Origin of the sequence: Halomonas salsilacus, from assembly GCF_051216275.1 — a bacterium.
Taxonomy (GTDB): Bacteria; Pseudomonadota; Gammaproteobacteria; order Pseudomonadales; family Halomonadaceae; genus Halomonas.
Genome location: NZ_JBPKAQ010000001.1, coordinates 419,047 through 434,687 on the forward strand (window position 1 = coordinate 419,047; position 15,641 = coordinate 434,687).

The 15,641-nt window shown below is 69.4% G+C and carries 13 protein-coding genes; 4 read left to right on the top strand and 9 right to left on the bottom strand.

What is annotated here, in order from left to right; all coding sequences use genetic code 11:
• Positions 1–61: 61 nt before the first annotated feature.
• The 9 genes from ACR80S_RS01915 to ACR80S_RS01955 all read right to left on the bottom strand — a co-directional run bounded on the left by ACR80S_RS01915 (position 62) and on the right by ACR80S_RS01955 (position 11,480).
• Complete coding sequence (locus ACR80S_RS01915; RefSeq protein ID WP_435402412.1) at positions 62–781, bottom strand: response regulator; 720 nt, start codon at positions 779–781, stop codon at positions 62–64.
• Entirely contained in the window at positions 778–2,214 is a 1,437-nt protein-coding gene (locus ACR80S_RS01920; RefSeq protein ID WP_435400439.1) for an ATP-binding protein, read from the bottom strand. Before ACR80S_RS01920 ends, ACR80S_RS01915 begins: the two co-directional genes overlap by 4 nt.
• On the bottom strand, positions 2,211–5,312 hold the full coding sequence (locus ACR80S_RS01925; RefSeq protein WP_435402413.1) for an efflux RND transporter permease subunit: 3,102 nt from the start codon (positions 5,310–5,312) through the stop codon (positions 2,211–2,213). Before ACR80S_RS01925 ends, ACR80S_RS01920 begins: the two co-directional genes overlap by 4 nt.
• A complete protein-coding gene (locus ACR80S_RS01930) occupies positions 5,309–6,649 on the bottom strand; it encodes an efflux RND transporter periplasmic adaptor subunit (RefSeq protein WP_435402414.1) in 1,341 nt (446 codons plus the stop codon). The genes ACR80S_RS01925 and ACR80S_RS01930 overlap by 4 nt, the downstream gene beginning before the upstream one ends.
• 45 nt (positions 6,650–6,694) lie before the next feature.
• A complete protein-coding gene (locus ACR80S_RS01935) occupies positions 6,695–7,615 on the bottom strand; it encodes a LysO family transporter (protein ID WP_435402415.1) in 921 nt (306 codons plus the stop codon).
• 75 nt (positions 7,616–7,690) lie between these two features.
• Positions 7,691–8,428 (bottom strand): hypothetical protein, encoded by a 738-nt coding sequence (locus tag ACR80S_RS01940; RefSeq protein ID WP_435400435.1) that lies wholly within the window; start codon positions 8,426–8,428, stop codon positions 7,691–7,693.
• A gap of 87 nt (positions 8,429–8,515) precedes the next feature.
• A complete protein-coding gene (locus ACR80S_RS01945; RefSeq protein WP_435402416.1) occupies positions 8,516–9,859 on the bottom strand; it encodes a nicotinate phosphoribosyltransferase in 1,344 nt (447 codons plus the stop codon).
• Complete coding sequence (locus ACR80S_RS01950; RefSeq protein ID WP_435402417.1) at positions 9,856–10,446, bottom strand: isochorismatase family protein; 591 nt, start codon at positions 10,444–10,446, stop codon at positions 9,856–9,858. The genes ACR80S_RS01945 and ACR80S_RS01950 overlap by 4 nt, the downstream gene beginning before the upstream one ends.
• Positions 10,447–10,535: 89 nt before the next feature.
• Positions 10,536–11,480 (bottom strand): 2-hydroxyacid dehydrogenase, encoded by a 945-nt coding sequence (locus tag ACR80S_RS01955; protein ID WP_435400432.1) that lies wholly within the window; start codon positions 11,478–11,480, stop codon positions 10,536–10,538.
• Between the two features lie 271 nt (positions 11,481–11,751).
• Here ACR80S_RS01955 and doeA point away from each other — a divergent pair, with 271 nt between their 5' ends.
• From doeA to ACR80S_RS01975, 4 genes are all read left to right on the top strand, one after another.
• Entirely contained in the window at positions 11,752–12,951 is a 1,200-nt protein-coding gene (doeA, locus tag ACR80S_RS01960; protein ID WP_435400431.1) for an ectoine hydrolase DoeA, read from the top strand.
• A 32-nt stretch (positions 12,952–12,983) separates the two neighbouring features.
• Complete coding sequence (gene doeB / locus ACR80S_RS01965; protein ID WP_435400430.1) at positions 12,984–14,012, top strand: N(2)-acetyl-L-2,4-diaminobutanoate deacetylase DoeB; 1,029 nt, start codon at positions 12,984–12,986, stop codon at positions 14,010–14,012.
• Positions 14,009–14,485: an Lrp/AsnC family transcriptional regulator gene (locus ACR80S_RS01970; protein ID WP_435400429.1), complete on the top strand. Its 477-nt coding sequence runs from the start codon at positions 14,009–14,011 to the stop codon at positions 14,483–14,485. The genes doeB and ACR80S_RS01970 overlap by 4 nt, the downstream gene beginning before the upstream one ends.
• 214 nt (positions 14,486–14,699) lie before the next feature.
• Positions 14,700–15,569, top strand: coding sequence for a carbon-nitrogen hydrolase family protein (locus ACR80S_RS01975; protein WP_435400428.1), 870 nt, complete (start codon positions 14,700–14,702; stop codon positions 15,567–15,569).
• The last annotated feature ends 72 nt before the right edge of the window (positions 15,570–15,641 follow it).

Sequence of the window (15,641 nt, forward strand, 5' to 3'; positions counted from 1 at the left end):
GCTCGGCGCGGTGCAAGGGCCATGCACCGACGGTGCAAAGGTGGTGCATGCGAGGCCGGCATCACTCCTCGGGCTGGTACTTGTAGCCTACCCCGTAGACCGAACGGATCACCTCGCGTTCCGGCCACGCCTCGCTGATCTTGCGGCGCAGCTTCTTGACGTGGCTGTCCACGGTGCGCTCGGAGACGATGCGGTGGTCTCGGTACATGTGGTCCATCAACTGGTCCCGTGAGAAGATCCGCCCCGGGGCATGCATCATCACCTTGAGCAGCTGGAATTCCACCGCGGTGAGGCTCAGGTCCCGGCCGTCGGCCAGCGCCCGCCAGCCCTCCTCGTCGAGCACCAGATCGCTGCCGGCGGCAGGGTCGGGGTTGTCCGCGCCCTGGCTGCGGCGCAGCACCGCCTTGACCCGGGCGACCACCTCCCTCGGGCTGAAGGGCTTGCAGATGTAGTCGTCGGCGCCCAGCTCCAGGCCCAGCAGGCGGTCCACCTCCTCGACCCGGGCGGTGAGCATGATCACCGGCAGCCCCGACCAGCGCTGACGGATCTCGCGGCACAGGGTCAGGCCGTCGGTGCCGGGCAGCATCAGATCGAGCAGCACCAGCACGGGGCCCTGGCCCGCCTGGCGTACCTCCGACAGCCAGGGCAGCACGGCGTCGCCGTGGTCCAGATGGTGGGTGGCAAAACTGCTGCCCGCCAGGTAGTCGGCCACCAGCCGGGCGATCTTGGGCTCATCCTCGACGATCAGGATCTGCTGTTGCTCGTGTTCCTGTGATGTCATGCGATCTCCTCCCTGAAACGGTCGTCATCGAGCGTGGGAAACGTCAGCGTCCAGCATAACCCACCCAGCGGTGAGGACGAGGGTCGCATCTCGCCGCCATGGGCCTTGACCAGGGCCGCGGCGATGGAGAGCCCCAGGCCGCTGCCGCCGCTGGCGCGATTGCGCGAGCCCTCCACCCGATAGAGACGCTCGGTGAGTCGGTCAAGCTCGCTCTCGGGCACCCCGGGGGCGCTGTCCTCCCAGGTCACCCGGATGCCTTGTGAGGCGGCGGCGAGGGTGACCTTGAGCCGTCCCGGTATCCGGGTATAGGCGCAGGTGTTGTCGAGCAGGTTGTTCCACAGCTGGTGCAGGCGCTGTACGTCACCCCGCACCCAGGCCTCGCCCTGGATGCGGGTCTCGAGGGTGATGCCGCTGTCGGTGAGCCATCTCTTCGCCTCATCCAGTCGGTCGGCGAGGCTCTCGGCGAGATCCAGCGGGGCGAGCTGCACCTCCAGGGCGCCGGCGTCGCTCTGGGAGAGCAGGCGCAGGTCGGCCACCAGCCGTTCGAGTTGGCCCACCTCCTGGGCCAGGGAGTGCAGGCTGTCCGGGTCCAGGCGCCGGATGCCGTCCTGCATCGCCTCGATCTCGCCGCGCAGCACCGCCAGCGGCGTGCGCAGCTCGTGGGCGATATCCGAGACCCAGCGGCTGCGCGCCTCGCGGCTCGCCTCCAGGGTGGCGGCCAGCACGTTGAAGTCCCGGGAGAGCCGGGAGAGCTCATCGCGCCCCTTCTCGGGGAGCCGGGTGCTGTAGTCCCCCTCGGTGAGGCGGCGGGTGGCCAGGGCCATGCTGCGGGTCCGTCGCCCCAGCCACCAGGAGAGCCCGCCGGCCAGTAGCAGCGAGGCGACTCCCAGCGAGCCGACGATGATCGACAGGTTGCGCTGCTGTCGGGAGAGAAAGATGCGGTCCATGCGCGCCATCAGCTGCTCGGGCGGGCGGTAGCCCAGGGTGCCGACCCGCTCCCCCTCGTGGAGGATCGGCAGCCAGCGCAGGGTGGCGGCCTCCTCCTCGTCGTCCGGTGGCAGGCCGATCACCGGCAGGCCGGCGGCGTCATGGAGCACGAAGTCCTTGGGATCGCCCAGGCGGCGCTCGATGCCCTGAGGCGGCGCCCCGGCGCCCGGCCACAGCTGCTGGCGCACCAGGCGCTGCCAGGCCGAGGGCGAGACGCGCAGCCACTGCCAGTCGCCGCGCCTTGCCCACTCCTCACCGAGCCCCTCGGCCAGTGTCTCGGCGCGATTCGCCTGGGTGGTGTCCAGGTACTCGATGAATCCGCGGTCCAGGCTGCGCGAGACGCCCAGGAACACCAGTCCCGAGATGGCCACGTTGACCGACAGGATCACCACGAACAGCTTGACGCCCAGCCGGGAGACGGCTGGGCGAGGCAGGCGCAGGCTCATGGGGTGGCCTCCTCGGGTTGGGGGCTGCTGCCCTGGAGGCGCTCGCGCAGCCCCTCCAGAATCAGGTAGAGGCAGGGGACCAGCAGCAACAGGATGAAGGTGGCGAACAGCATGCCGAAGCCCAGCGAGATCGCCATGGGGATGATAAAGCGCGCCTGGCGTGAGGTCTCGAAGATCATCGGGGCGAGTCCCAGGAAGGTGGTCAGGGTAGTCATCATGATCGGGCGCAGGCGGCGGGTGGCCGCGGCGACGATGGCCTCCCGGGGGCCCAGGCCCTCGCGGCGCCGACGGTTGGCATAGTCGATCAGTACCAGGGCGTCGTTGATCACCACCCCGGAGAGCGCCAGCATGCCCATCAGGCTGATCACCGAGAGGCCGAAACCCATGATCATGTGGCCGGCCACGGCGCCGATGATGCCGAAGGGAATGGCGGCCAGCACCAGCAGCGGCTGCAGGTAGCTGCGGAAGGGGATGGCGAGCAGGGCGTAGAGCGCGATCAGGGTCAGCCAGGCCGCCCGGGAGAGTGCCGAGACGTTGTCGGCGGTCTCCTGCTGGCGGCCGCCGGGGGTGATCTCGAGACCCGGCCAGCCGGCCCGCAGGGCGGGAAAGGTATCTGCCTCCAGGGTCGCCAGGACCTGGTTGATGCGCCCCTCGCCGGCGGCATCGGCGGTGACGCTGATGATACGCCGACCGTCGATGCGCTGCAGGGTGGTGGCGGCGCGGCCGAGCTCGATCTCGGCGACCCGGGCCAGCGGCACCTGGCGCCCCTCCGGGGTGCGGATCGGCAGCCGGTGGAAGTCGGCGAGGCTCTGGCGAGCCTCGCCGGGCAGGCGCACCTCGACGCTGATCTCGTGGCGGCCGACGAACTGCTCCAGGGCGGTGATGCCCTGCAGGGGGGCGCGCAGCTGGGCGGCCAGGTCACCGCCGGTGAGGCCCAGGGCGCGACCCTCCGGCGACAGGCGGATCTCCAGCTGGGGCTTGCCGTCGGCCAGGCCGCTGTCGATGTCGGTGACCCCCTCGAATTCACCCAGCGCCTCCGCGAGGCGGTTGGCCCCGCCCTCCAGGGCGCGGCTGTCGGGATGGGAGAGGCGCAGGGTCAGCCCGGCCCCGGCGCCGGGGCCGCCCACGTCGGTTTCGAAGCGCACCGCCTGGGCACCGCTGAAGTCCCCGGTGAGCTCGCGCCACTCCCGGGCCACCCGGGAGGGCGGCCAGGCATCGAGGCTGTCGCGGTCCAGGGTGAGCTGCACGGTCAGCCGGTCGCCGTCGATCTGAGCGCGGTTGGCGGTGAAGGCCGGGCCCCGGTCGCGCTCGGCCAGGGCCTCGGCGGCGTCCAGCAGGCGGTCGCGGATGTCGCGGTCGTCGGCGATGGGGCTGCCCACCGGCAGGGTGACCGTGGCCTGCACCCGGTCCGACTCTACCCGGGGCATCAGCGAGAAGCCCAGCCGCCCGCTCATGGCATAGGCCAGGGCCACCGTCAGCACCGCCACGGCCAGGCTCACGGTGAGCAGTCGCTGGTCCAGGCAGCGCTCGAGGAAGGGGGCGAAGCGCTCTCGGGTGACGCGTGAAAGCCACGTCTGCAGCCCCTGACGCACCCTGTCCAGGGGGCGGCGCCAGGCCGGCGCCTCGCGGTCGTTGGAGCGATGGGCCAGATGGGCGGGCAGGATGAACAGCGCCTCCAGCCAGGAGGCCAGGAACACCGTGATCACCACCAGCGGCACCACGGCGAAGATCATGCCGAGGAACCCGGGCAGGAACAGCAGCGGCAGGAAGGCGACGATATTGGAGAGGATGGCGAAGGTGATCGGCACCGCCATCTCCCGGGCGCCGCGCACCGCGGCCTCGCGCGGTGAGTGGCCCTGCTCGCGGTAGCTGTGGATGTTCTCGCCCACCATGATGGCGTCGTCCACCACGATGCCCAGGGCGATGATGAAGGCGAACATCGACATCATGTTCAGCGATACCCCGAACCAGGGCAGGAAGAGCATCGCGCCGAGGAAAGCGGTGGGGATACCCAGGGTGACCCAGAAGGCCAGCCGGGCCTCCAGGAACAGGCCCATCAGTATCAGCACCAGGGCCAGGCCGAGGAAGGCGTTCTTGAGGAGCAGGTCGAGGCGGTCGCGGTAGACCTCGGAGGTGTCCCGGGAAACCGAGAGGCTCACCCCCTCCGGCAGGCCCGCCCGGAGCCGTTCGAGCTGGGCCTGCACGGCGTCCGAGATGCCGATCGGCGTCTGGTCGCCGATCTGGTAGACCTCGAGGGTCAGGCTCGGTGCGCCGTTGTAGAGCACCTCACGGTCGGTCTCGGCGAAGCCGCGCTCAACCCTTGCGATGTCGCCAAGGCGCAGCTGGCCGCCGTCGGAGGTGCCGAGGATCGGTAGCTCGGCGAACTCCCGTGCCTCGTCGCGGCGGCCCTGATAGCGGATCAGCCACTCCCCCTCGCTGGTGGTCAGGCGCCCGCCGGCGAGGTCCTGGGCCTCGTCGCCGATGCGGCTGGCGAGTTGGCGATGATCGAGGCCGTGGCGCTGCATCGCCTCCTCGTCGAGCAGCACCTGGATCTCGCGCTCGCGGTTGCCGGAGAGCTCCACCCGGGAGATGCCCGAGGCGGCCTGGAGCTCGGCGCGCATCGCCTCGGCGACATCATGCAGCAGCTGATCGTCGACCCAGCCGTGGAGTTGCAGGTCCATCGCGCTGCGCGAGCGTCCCGCCAGGCCAAAGCGGGCCGGGTCGGCGGCGGCCGGCAGGCTGGTGATGGCCCCAACCGCCTGCTGGATCTCCTGGTAGACTCGCATCACCTCAACGCCCTCCACCAGGCTGGCGGAGACTCGGCCGCTGCCTTCACTGGCGGTGGCGGTGAGCTCATCGATGCCGTCCACGCCCGAAAGTGCCGCCTCCAGCGGCAGCAGCAGGCTGCGCTCCACCTCCTCGGGGGTGGCGCCGGGATAGCCGATGGCGACGGTGATGATCTCCAGCTCGAAGTCTGGGAAGACCTCCTTCTTGATGGTGGTGGAGGCCATTAGGCCGCCGATGATCAGCAACAGCATCAGCAGGTTGGGGGCCACCCCGTGGTGGACCATCCAGGCGATGGGGCCGCGGCGCGTCATCGGCGGGCCTTCGCTGGCTCAGCCGCCGCCTCGACGGCCGGGCGCTCGTCGCTGGAAGACGCGATGCGCAGGCGCATGCCCTCCCGGGGTTGGCCCAGCGGCGAAGTGATCACCCGCTCCCCGTCTGCCAGGCCCTCCGCAACCAGCACCCGATCATCATCGCGATGCAGCACGCCCACCGGGCGACGGCGCAGGCGCTCCTCCTCGTCCAGCACCCAGACCTCGTCGCCGGGGCGCAGGGCCGCGGTGGGCAGCGCGAACAGGTCGTCCCGCTCGCGAGCCTGGAAGTCCAGGCGCACTACGTCGCCCAGGCGCAGGGCCGGCGCGGCGCGGTTCTCCTCGATAATCGCCAGAGGGTCCTCCACGGCCACCAGCAGCTGGGCCTGCAGGCCGTTCTCTTCCAGGGCGGGCAGCACCGCGAGCAGCTCGCCCTCGCGTTCGCTGCCGGCGGGCCAGCCGCGGCTGGTCAGCGTCACGGCGCTGCCGGGGGTGGTGTCGGAGGCGGTCGCGAGCCACGCCAGCGCCTCGCCGGGCAGCGCGGCCTGCACCCAGAAGCGCGAGACATCCACCAGTTGGAGCAGCTCGGTGCCGCTGGCCACTTCGCTGCCCTCACCGAGCAGGCGGGCCTGGATCATGCCCCGCCAGGGGGCCGTAAGGGTGGCACGCTCCAGGTCAAGCCGGGCCCGGTCGCGGGCGGCCTGGGCCCGCTCCACTTCGGCACGGGCACTTCTCAGCTGAGGCTCGCGCAGCACCAGGGCGCGTCGTTCGGCCGGCAATTCGCGGCCGAAGCTCTGGTACTCGGCCTGGGCGCGCTGCTGCTCTCCGCGCTCCATGGAGAGTGCCGCCTCGGCCTGGTCCAGGGCGGCCTCGGCCTCGCGCAGGGCGAGGGCCAGGTCGGCGTCGTCCAGCTGGGCGAGGGGGGCGCCGGCCTCCACCATGCGGCCCGGAAGTACTCCGGGGGCAAAGGCCTCCAGGCGGCCGGCGACCCGGCTGGCCAGGCGCGCCTCGCGCTCGGCCACCACGCGGCCGAAGCCGTGCAGCGAGGGCGCAATGGCCCGGGGCACCAGGGTCACGGCTTCCACCAGCGGTGGAGCGGGAGCCGGCGCGGGGCGTCGCTCCACCCGTGGTGGCTGGCTCATCAGCCACCCGGCCAGGGAGAGCCCGCCGGCCAGCACGAGCAAGGCGGCCAGGGCACCGAGGCGACCGCGCCCGCGCTGGCGAAATGGGCAGACCTTGGAGGAGGGCGGCGGGCTCATCGGCGGCTCGGGCAGGGAGGCGGAGTGGACAGCATCGCCCGGGGCGATGCAGACAAAGGTCACGAAATGTGCAAGCAGCATGCAAGCCGACGGGTCGCTGCGTCGGGACATCGCCGAGTCAGGTCATCATAGCGACAGGAAGAACAGGATCAGTGGCGGCGAGAGCAGCGACAGGATGAAGCCCGAGACCACCGCCACCGGCACGCAGGCCACGCCGCCATGCTGCTGGATCACCGGCAGGGTGAAGTCCATGGAGGTGGCGCCGCCGTAGCCGATGGCCAGCGCCGCATGGCGGCGGATCACCAGAGGGATCAGCACGAAGGCCAGCAGTTCCCGTGCCAGGTCGTTGAAGAAGGCGACGCCGCCCATCGCCGGCCCCAACTGGTCGCCCACCAGGATGGCGGAGAGGGAGTACCAGCCGAAGCCGGCGGCCAGGGCCAGCCCCTCGCTGGCGCGCAGGTCGAGCAGCGGAGCGGCAAGCAGGCCCCCGGCCAGCGAGGTGACCGCCAGCACCAGGGCGATGGCCAGGCCGTGGCGATTGAGCAGGATCTGGCGCAGCGGCATGCCGGAGTTGCGCAGCTGACAGCCGATCAGCGCCAGCAGGGCATAGAGCACCCACTCGGCCAGGGTCTCGGCGCCAGCATGAAGCCCGGGCAGGAAACGGCCGGCCAGCCCCAGCGCAACACCTGCGACCACCACGCCCACCAGGGTCAGGGAGCCGGCCATGGCGGCGAGCTTGCTGGTGGGGGCGCCGGGCACCACCCGGGAGGGGTCAGCGGCAAGGCCCAGGCGGCCCGAGAGCCACCAGAGCCCCACCAGGTTACAGACGCTGATCACCGTGAACAGGGCGAGCGCCTGGCCGCCCATGCGGGACAACTGGCCGCCGAGGTCGTCGAGCCCGGCCAGGCTCACGCCCATCAGCAGCAGGATCCCGTAGACCGAGGCGTTCACCCCGCGGTTGATCAGCCCCATCACGCTGGCGTGGCGCACCGGCACCAGGTAACCCAGCACCAGTGGCAGCAGCACGATCACCAGTCCGCTCAGCATCGAGAGTCCCATCCCCGTGCCGTCGCCGGGGCAGCGACGGCAAACCTGCGACTCTAGCAGGCCCGGAGCGGGGCATCACTCCAGCAGCGAGAGCCGGGTGAGGGAGAGGCGGCTCCTGCGCTCGCCGTCGCGGTGGTACTCCACGCCCAGCATCAGGCCGGGCACCTCGGGGTGGAAGCGGAACACCAGGCGGCGCTCGGGCTTGTCGGGTTCGGTGACCTCCACCGCCAGGGCCTCGAAGTGGCCGGCGGGCAGACTCAGGCTCTCGGGACCCAGCGCGCGAACTTCCATGCGCTCCTCCCGGCCGCGGTGGTCCTGGTAGTGGATGACGCAGGCCTCCTCGCAGCCACCGTCAAGCACCCGACGAGAGAGGTCGAAGAGGGCGGCCTGGCGGTCGGGAAGCAGGGCCAGTTCGTCGGGGGTGAGACGGTAGTCGCCGCCCAGCCCCAGCAGGGAGTAGCCGCTGATGTACTGCAGCGAACGGACCCCATCTTCCTCGATCAGGAAGCGACTGCGCTCTTCTCCTCGTGCCACGGCGATGGCGGCGCTCATCTCGCTGTGCCAGGAACCGCCGTCCCGGGAGAGCCGGTGCACGACGCTGGTGCTGGGCCAGCCGCTCACCTCCAGGCGGTAGCGGGCGGCGAAGGGTTGGGGGGTGACCCGGGCGGCGCTCTCTATGTAAGGCTCGACGACGGGCTGAGCGACGGACTGGCCCTTGCGGTCCGCGGGTGACGGGGCGGCGGGTGCCCCAGCCGCCGCGGCGGCGAGCGGGAGGGATAACAGCAGGCAGATCAGCAGGCGTCTGAGGGGCATCTCGTTCTCGATGGACGATGGCAGTGCTGTTGACCCGCACGCCGGGCATGGGTTCCGGCATGTGGGGTTGTTGCACAGTCTACTCCCTCACAGCCGGCGGCTGAGGGCCTCGAGCCCGGGACTCAGGCTGACCGGGTAGTCCGACTCGCCCGGGGACAGCTCCAGCAGGGCCTCCGGGAGCCGGGCCAGGGCCTCTTTCGTGCGCTTCCGGGCGCCGTCGGCGAGCGCCATCTCCTCCAGCGACAGATCGCCGTTGCGCACCAGGGGGCGCAGCAGTGGTTCACACGCGATCCCCGCTTCGTCTCGCAGGGCGATGAGGTCGCCCACGTAACGCCCCCTGGCGTCAACCTGGCGATAGAGCTGCTTGCGGCAGGGCAGGTTGACCTTGCCCGGCGAGTGCTTGAGACGCGGCGTACCGGCGTACTCCACCAGCTTGTAGGAGAGATCGATCACCGGGGCATCGGCGGAGACGCCCATCTCTGTGCCCACGCCGAACACGTCGATGGGGGCGCCGGCCGTCACCAGGGCCTCGATCTGCCACTCGTCCAGCCCGCTGCTGGCGATGATCCTTACCTGCGCATGGCCCGCCTCGTCGAGCAGCCGGCGTGCTCCCCTGGCCAGCTCGCCCAGGTTCCCGGAGTCCAGGCGGATGGCGCAGACGGTCAGTGTCGGGTCGTCACGCATCAGCGCGATCACCTTGCGCACGCCCTCGAGGGTATCATGGGTGTCCACCAGCAGGGTCGTGGCCGGGTAGTGGCGGGCGAAGGCGCGGAAGGCCTCGCCCTCGTCGTCGTGAGCGAGGATGTAGCTGTGGGCCATGGTGCCGCGCAGCGCCAGCTCGTGGCGCAGCCCGCCGAGCACGTTGCTGGTGCCCTCGAGCCCCGCCGTGCGGTAGGCCCGCACCCCGCGCACCGCGGCGTCGATGCCGTGCATGCGACGCAGGCCGAAATCCACCACCGGTCGGCCCCCGGCGGCCAGCACCACGCGCACCGCCTTGGAGGCAAGTACCGTCTCCAGCTGCACCAGGTTCATCGTCAGGCTCTCGAGCAGCTGTGCCTCGGCGATGGGCGCATCCACCTCCATAACGGGTTCGTTGGCGAACACCGGCGTGCCCTCGGGCAGGGTCCAGATATCGCCGCTGAATCGCCAGTCGCCGAGCCAGTGGAGAAAGGCGTCGTCGAAGATGCCGGTCGTGGCCAGGCTGGCGAGATGCGCCTCGCTGAAGCGCAGCCGGGTGGCCAACTCGGCGGCATACTGTTGGCCGCAGGCCAGCATGAAACGCCGCGTGGGTGGCAGCCGGCGGAAGAACAGGCTGAAGGTGGCGCGCTCCTTCATGCCCTCGGCCCAGTAGGCCTGCAGCATGGTGAGCTGGTAGAGGTCGGTGAGCAACGCCAGGTCGTCGTCGGCGACCGCGTAGGGGGTCGGCGTCATGGGCGACCCTCGCCCTTCCTCTCGCCCATCACCTCGACCCCGGCGGCCTGCAGCTCCGAGCAGACGTCCTCCACGGTGCCGGGGTCCACCGCCGCGCTGAGCCCGGCGAGCAGCAGGGTGACTAACCCCTCGCGGCACGCCTCCAGGGCGGTGGCCTTGACGCAGACATCCAGGGCCAGGCCACAGATAACCACGCGCCCGATGCCGCGTTCACGCAGGTAGCCCCCGAGCCCGGTGCCGTCGAAGGCGGAGTAGGCGTCGGCGTCGAAGGCGCAGGCCTTGCTGACGCGGATGGCGTCGGCGGGCAGTGCGAGGTCGGGGTGGAAGGCGGCGCCCTCGGTATCCTGCACGCAGTGCACCGGCCAGGGTCCGCCGCGGTGGGAGAAGCTCAGGTGATCGACCGGGTGCCAGTCCCGGGAGACGATCACCAGCGCCCCCGCGGCTCGGGCGGCGGCGATCTCGGCGTTGATGCCCGGCACCAGGGCGCTGCCACCGGCCACGGCCAGGGCACCCCCCTCACAGAAGTCGTTCTGCAGGTCGACGACGACCAGTGCGTCCTCCTGACCGTATCCCACTGACGGTTTCATGGCAGCTCTCCACATTGGTGTGACGCTTCCTCAAGCGTAGGACCCGGGTCCGACATCGTGTAGGGCGCCACGGCAACGCCTGGATCGAGTCAGTAGCCGGCGTCGGGGTCCACGGTGGCCTGTGGCTTGCCGGCCGCGAAGGCCCGCAGCGCCTCGGCGACCTGGTCCATGGCCTCGCCAAGCGGGGTGGGACCGGCCATGTGCGGGGTGACCCAGACCCGAGGATGGCGCCACAGCGGGCTTGCCTCGGGCAGCGGCTCCTCGGGGAAGGCGTCGAGTATGGCGCCGCGCAGCCGGCCCACGCTCCCGGCGTCGTCGTCTGGCCCCAGGGCGGCGAGCAAGGCGACCTCGTCGATCAGGGTGCCGCGACCGGGGTTGACCAGGCTGGCGCCCTCGGGCAGCCGGGCCAGCGCCCGGGCATCGATGATCTGCCGGGTGGCGGGGGTGTCCGGCAGCAGGAGAACCAGAGTGCGCACCCTAACGAGCAGCGCCTCGAGCCCCGCGTCGCCGTGGTGGCAGGTGATGCCCGAGAGCCGCTTTGCCGAGCGGCTCCAGCCGTGTACCGGGAAGCCGTCGGCGGCCACCATGGCGGCGACCTTCGCGCCGATGGCGCCCAGTCCCAGCACCCCCACCGGCCAGTCGGCCTTGTCGACCACCGCATGCTCGCGCCACTGGCGGACGTGCTGCTGGCGACGATAGCGGTCGAAATCGCGCTGGAAGTGGAGGACGGCGTAGCGAACATAGTCGCCGATTAGCTCCCCCATGCCGGCGTCGCGCAGCTTGACGATGGGCACCCCCTCGGGCAGCCCGGGGTTGTTCAGCAGGGCGTCTACACCGGCGCCGAGGTTGACGATGCCCTTGAGCGCCACGGGCTCGCGCAGCAGCGCCTCCGGCGGCTTCCACACCGCCAGGTAGTCGGCCTCGCGGCGCTGCTCCGCGGGCGCCGAACTGGTCATCACCTCGGCTTCGGGCAGGCGTTCGGCCAGGGCGTCGCGCCACTGTTCGGCCCCATCGATATGCACCAGTACCTTCATGGCTCCTCCTGACTCATGGGTGGTGTCCATCATGGGAGCCATGGGCGCGGCGGACAAGCATTGCAGCGCCTGCGCCGGTCGCTGAACTAAATGCTTGACCGCCTACGGTGGGTTGGCAGTAACCTCGACCCACGGGGGTCACTCCCCGACTGCTGGTGCGACTGACCGGACGGCGACCCATGGAGGTCTCTTGTCCGTGACCGTGACCCTGGCCGGCCTTCTCCTCATCGAGAGGGCCGATTTTCTTGATGTTGCTTTGGCGAGTGGCCTAATGACCCAGGTAAACCTGCCCTTCACCCGCGAGGAGTACGCCAGCCGGCTGTGGAAGGTGCGTGCCGAGATGGCCGGTCGTGGCATCGACGTGCTGATCATCAGCGACCCCTCCAACATGGCCTGGCTCACCGGCTATGACGGCTGGTCATTCTACGTGCACCAGTGCGTGCTGCTCGGCCTCGAGGGCGAGCCAGTATGGTACGGGCGGCGCATGGACGCCAACGGGGCGCTGCGCACCTGCTGGATCGACCCGGACAACATCACCTACTACCCCGACTACTACGTCCAGAACCCTGACATGCATCCCATGGACTACCTGGCCCAGTCGATCATGCCCGACCGCGGCTGGCACCTGGGTGTAATCGGCATGGAGATGGACAACTACTACTTCTCCGCCAAGGCCTACCAGAGCCTGCTGCGCGAGCTGCCCCACGCCCGCTTCATGGATGCCAACGCCCTGGTCAACTGGTGTCGCGCCATCAAGTCGCCCCAGGAAGTCGCGTACATGCGGGTGGCAGCGAAGATCGTCGAGGGCATGCATTCGCGAATCCTTGAGGTGATCGAACCCGGCCTGCCCAAGAGCAAGCTGGTCTCGGAGATCTACCGGGTGGGCATCGAGGGTTGGCGCGACGAGCAGGGGCGGGTGTTCGGTGGCGACTACCCGGCCATCGTGCCCATGTTGCCCACCGGCAAGGACGCCGCCGCTCCCCACCTGACCTGGGACGACACGCCGTTCCGGAAGGGAGAGGGCACCTTCTTCGAGATCGCCGGGGTCTACAAGCGCTACCATGCGCCGATGTCGCGCACCGTCTTCCTGGGGCGGCCTCCCCAGGAGTTCATCCGCGCCGAGTCGGCGCTGCTCGAGGGCATCGAGAAAGGCCTGGCCGTCGCCAAGCCCGGCAACCGCACCGCGGATATCGCCATGGCACTGGGCGCGGCCATGGACAAGTACGGCTTCGACCGCGGTGGCGCTCGCTGCGGCTATCCCATCGGCATCAGCTATCCGCCGGACTGGGGCGAGCGCACCATGAGCCTGCGTCCCTCCGACGAGACCATTCTCAAGCCCGGCATGACCTTCCACTTCATGCCTGGCCTGTGGGAGGACGAGTGGGGGCTGGAGATCACCGAGAGCATCCTGATCACCGAGACCGGCTGCGAGACCCTGGCCGATTTCCCGCGCCAGCTCTTCGTGCGCTGAGTCGCGTTAATTGCACAAGGAGTCACATGACCATGACCAAGCCCCCCAGCCCGCTACGCCCAAGCCCGATCAGCGCCACCGTCAACTTCGACGCCGACGGCGTCCAGCACGGTTTCCTCAAGCTGCCCATCTCCGTGGATGATTCCGCCTGGGGCGCGGTGATGATCCCCGTCACCGTGGTCAAGAACGGCGAGGGCCCCACGGCGCTGCTGACCGGCGGCAACCACGGTGACGAGTACGAGGGCATCACCTCGCTGCTCAAGCTCTCGAGTCGGCTCAAGGCCGAAGAGGTCAGCGGCCGGGTGATCATCGTGCCCTGCATGAATCAACCGGCGGTGATGGCCGGCAAGCGCACCTCGGGCCTCGACGGCGGCAACCTCAACCGCAGCTTCCCCGGCGACCCCGACGGCAGCGTGACCGAGCGGATCGCCGACTATTTCACCCGGGTGATGGTGCCGATGTGTGACGTGGTGCTCGACCTGCACTCCGGCGGCCGCACCCTGGACATCATCCCCTTCGGGGCCTCCCACGTGCTGGAGGAGGCCGAGCAGCAGCGCAGCGCGCTCGAGGGCGCTAAGGCCTTCGGCGCGCCCTACGCCATGATGATGTTCGAGCTCGATGCTGCGGCGCTGTTCGACACCGCGGTGGAGAGCCAGGGCAAGATCTTCGTGGCCACTGAGCTCGGCGGCGGCGGCACCTCCACCCCCGAAACCATGGCGATCACCGAGCGCGGCGTGCGCAACTTCCTGATCCACTATGGCCTGCTCCAGGGCGAAGTGGAGATGCCGGCCGAGCCCCAGGTCTACCTCGACATGCCCGATGCCAGCTGCTACGTGCAGAGCGAGCACTCCGGCGTGCTGGAGCTGGCCTTCGCCCTGGGCGAGCGGGTGGAGAAGGGGGAGGTGGTGGCCCGGGTCTATGACATGACCCGCAGCGGAACCCCCCCGGTGGAATATCGCGCCGGGCGCAGCGGGCTGTTGGCCGCCCGTCGCCATCCGGCGCGGGTCAACATGGGCGACACCATCGCGGTGATCGCCGACGTGGTCGACTCCCTCTCATGAAGCTCGACCGCTACGATCTGAAGATCCTCGAGATCCTCTCCCGGGATGGCCGCATCACCAAATCGAAGCTGGCCGAGGCGATCAACCTCTCGGTCAGTCCCTGCTGGGAGCGGGTACGCCGGCTGGAGAAGGCCGGCGTCATCGAGGGCTACAGCGCACGCATCAACTCGGCGGCGCTGGTCAAGCGCACTCCGGTGTGGGTGCAGATCGAGCTCAAGGCCCACAACGCCGAGTGCTTCGCCCGCTTCGAGGCGCTGGTCCACGCCACCCCCGAGGTCACCGAGTGCGTGGCGGTGGGCGGCGGCGTCGACTACCTGATCAAGGTCGAGGCCGACTCCATCGATGCCTACCAGCGGCTGATCGATGCCTGGCTCACCGGCGAGGCAGGCATCGAGCGCTACTTCACTTATATCGTCACCAAGACGGTCAAGAGCCCCGGAACAGGCCTCTCTCGCGTCGACCTCGCGACCTGATCTTCGCCTTCCCGACCGGACCGTTTTCGTCGCTTCGCGAGCACAGCGTTGATTGTTTCCGTAACCGTTTGTCATAAACTGACGCCAAGGGGTGGGTAGACACTCACCATGCCGGGCGATCTTTCCGGCATACTACTGATGGTGCCGGTCATGGTCGATTGACAATTGACAGCGCCCTGAGAGTTCCGAGATCGCCTGACGCAGAGAGACCAAGATGTCCTATTTCACTATTGCCGGGGTACAGATGCATGCCCTGCATCACGGCGACAACACCGAAGCCATGCGCCACCGGGTTGACGTCCTGATGAGCCGTTTTCCCCAGGTCCAGATGGTCGTCTTCAGCGAGCTGATGCCCATGGGCGCCTCGCCGCACCATGCTCAGCCCATGCCGAGTCACGCCGAGCAGCTGTTCTGTCAGATCGCCGAGCAGCATCGCATCTGGCTGATCCCGGGCTCGATGTTCGAGCAGACCGACCAGGGGATCTTCAATACCCTGTCGGTGATCAATCCCCACGGGCAGGTGGTGACCCGCTACCGCAAGATGTTCCCCTTTCTTCCCTACGAGGCAGGCGTGGAGAGCGGCAGCGAGTTCGTTGTCTTCGACGTGCCCAACGTGGCGCGCTTCGGGGTGTCGATCTGCTACGACATGTGGTTCCCCGAGACCACCCGCACCCTGGCCACCATGGGCGCCGAGGTGATCCTGCACCCGACCATGACCGACACCATCGACCGCGACATCGAGCTGTCCATCGCGCGCACCAACGCCGCGGTCAATCAGTGCTACTTCTTCGACATCAACGGTGCCGGCGCCATCGGGAACGGGCGTTCCATCGTGGTCGGTCCCTCGGGTGACGTCATCCACCAGGCCGGCACCGGCGAGGAGGTGATGCCCATCGAGGTCGACCTCCACCGGGTACGCCGCGAGCGCGAAACCGGCCTGCGCGGACTCGGTCAACCCCTCAAGAGCTTTCGCGACCGCCGCGCGGACTTCTCTGTCTATCGCAGCGAGAACGGAACCCCTCCCTTCCTCGATACCCTCGGGCCGCTGATCAAGCCGCTGCGCGCCGACGTCGAGGAGTACTGATCCACCGTCCCCTGTCCCGGTAAGGAGACCATCATGCTGTTGGAGTCCCTCAAGCGCGCCCTGTACCAGCTT

Bases quoted from the DNA above. Each gene is read 5' to 3' on its own strand.
- ACR80S_RS01940 (WP_435400435.1), bottom strand. From the start codon at position 8,428: ATGCCCCTCAGACGCCTGCTGATCTGCCTGCTGTTATCCCTCCCGCTC.
- ACR80S_RS01925 (WP_435402413.1), bottom strand. From the start codon at position 5,312: ATGACGCGCCGCGGCCCCATCGCCTGGATGGTCCACCACGGGGTGGCC.
- ACR80S_RS01975 (WP_435400428.1), top strand. From the start codon at position 14,700: ATGTCCTATTTCACTATTGCCGGGGTACAGATGCATGCCCTGCATCAC.
- doeA (WP_435400431.1), top strand. From the start codon at position 11,752: ATGACCCAGGTAAACCTGCCCTTCACCCGCGAGGAGTACGCCAGCCGG.
- ACR80S_RS01970 (WP_435400429.1), top strand. From the start codon at position 14,009: ATGAAGCTCGACCGCTACGATCTGAAGATCCTCGAGATCCTCTCCCGG.
- ACR80S_RS01950 (WP_435402417.1), bottom strand. From the start codon at position 10,446: ATGAAACCGTCAGTGGGATACGGTCAGGAGGACGCACTGGTCGTCGTC.
- ACR80S_RS01955 (WP_435400432.1), bottom strand. From the start codon at position 11,480: ATGAAGGTACTGGTGCATATCGATGGGGCCGAACAGTGGCGCGACGCC.
- ACR80S_RS01935 (WP_435402415.1), bottom strand. From the start codon at position 7,615: ATGCTGAGCGGACTGGTGATCGTGCTGCTGCCACTGGTGCTGGGTTAC.
- doeB (WP_435400430.1), top strand. From the start codon at position 12,984: ATGACCAAGCCCCCCAGCCCGCTACGCCCAAGCCCGATCAGCGCCACC.
- ACR80S_RS01915 (WP_435402412.1), bottom strand. From the start codon at position 781: ATGACATCACAGGAACACGAGCAACAGCAGATCCTGATCGTCGAGGAT.
- ACR80S_RS01945 (WP_435402416.1), bottom strand. From the start codon at position 9,859: ATGACGCCGACCCCCTACGCGGTCGCCGACGACGACCTGGCGTTGCTC.
- ACR80S_RS01920 (WP_435400439.1), bottom strand. From the start codon at position 2,214: ATGAGCCTGCGCCTGCCTCGCCCAGCCGTCTCCCGGCTGGGCGTCAAG.
- ACR80S_RS01930 (WP_435402414.1), bottom strand. From the start codon at position 6,649: ATGCTGCTTGCACATTTCGTGACCTTTGTCTGCATCGCCCCGGGCGAT.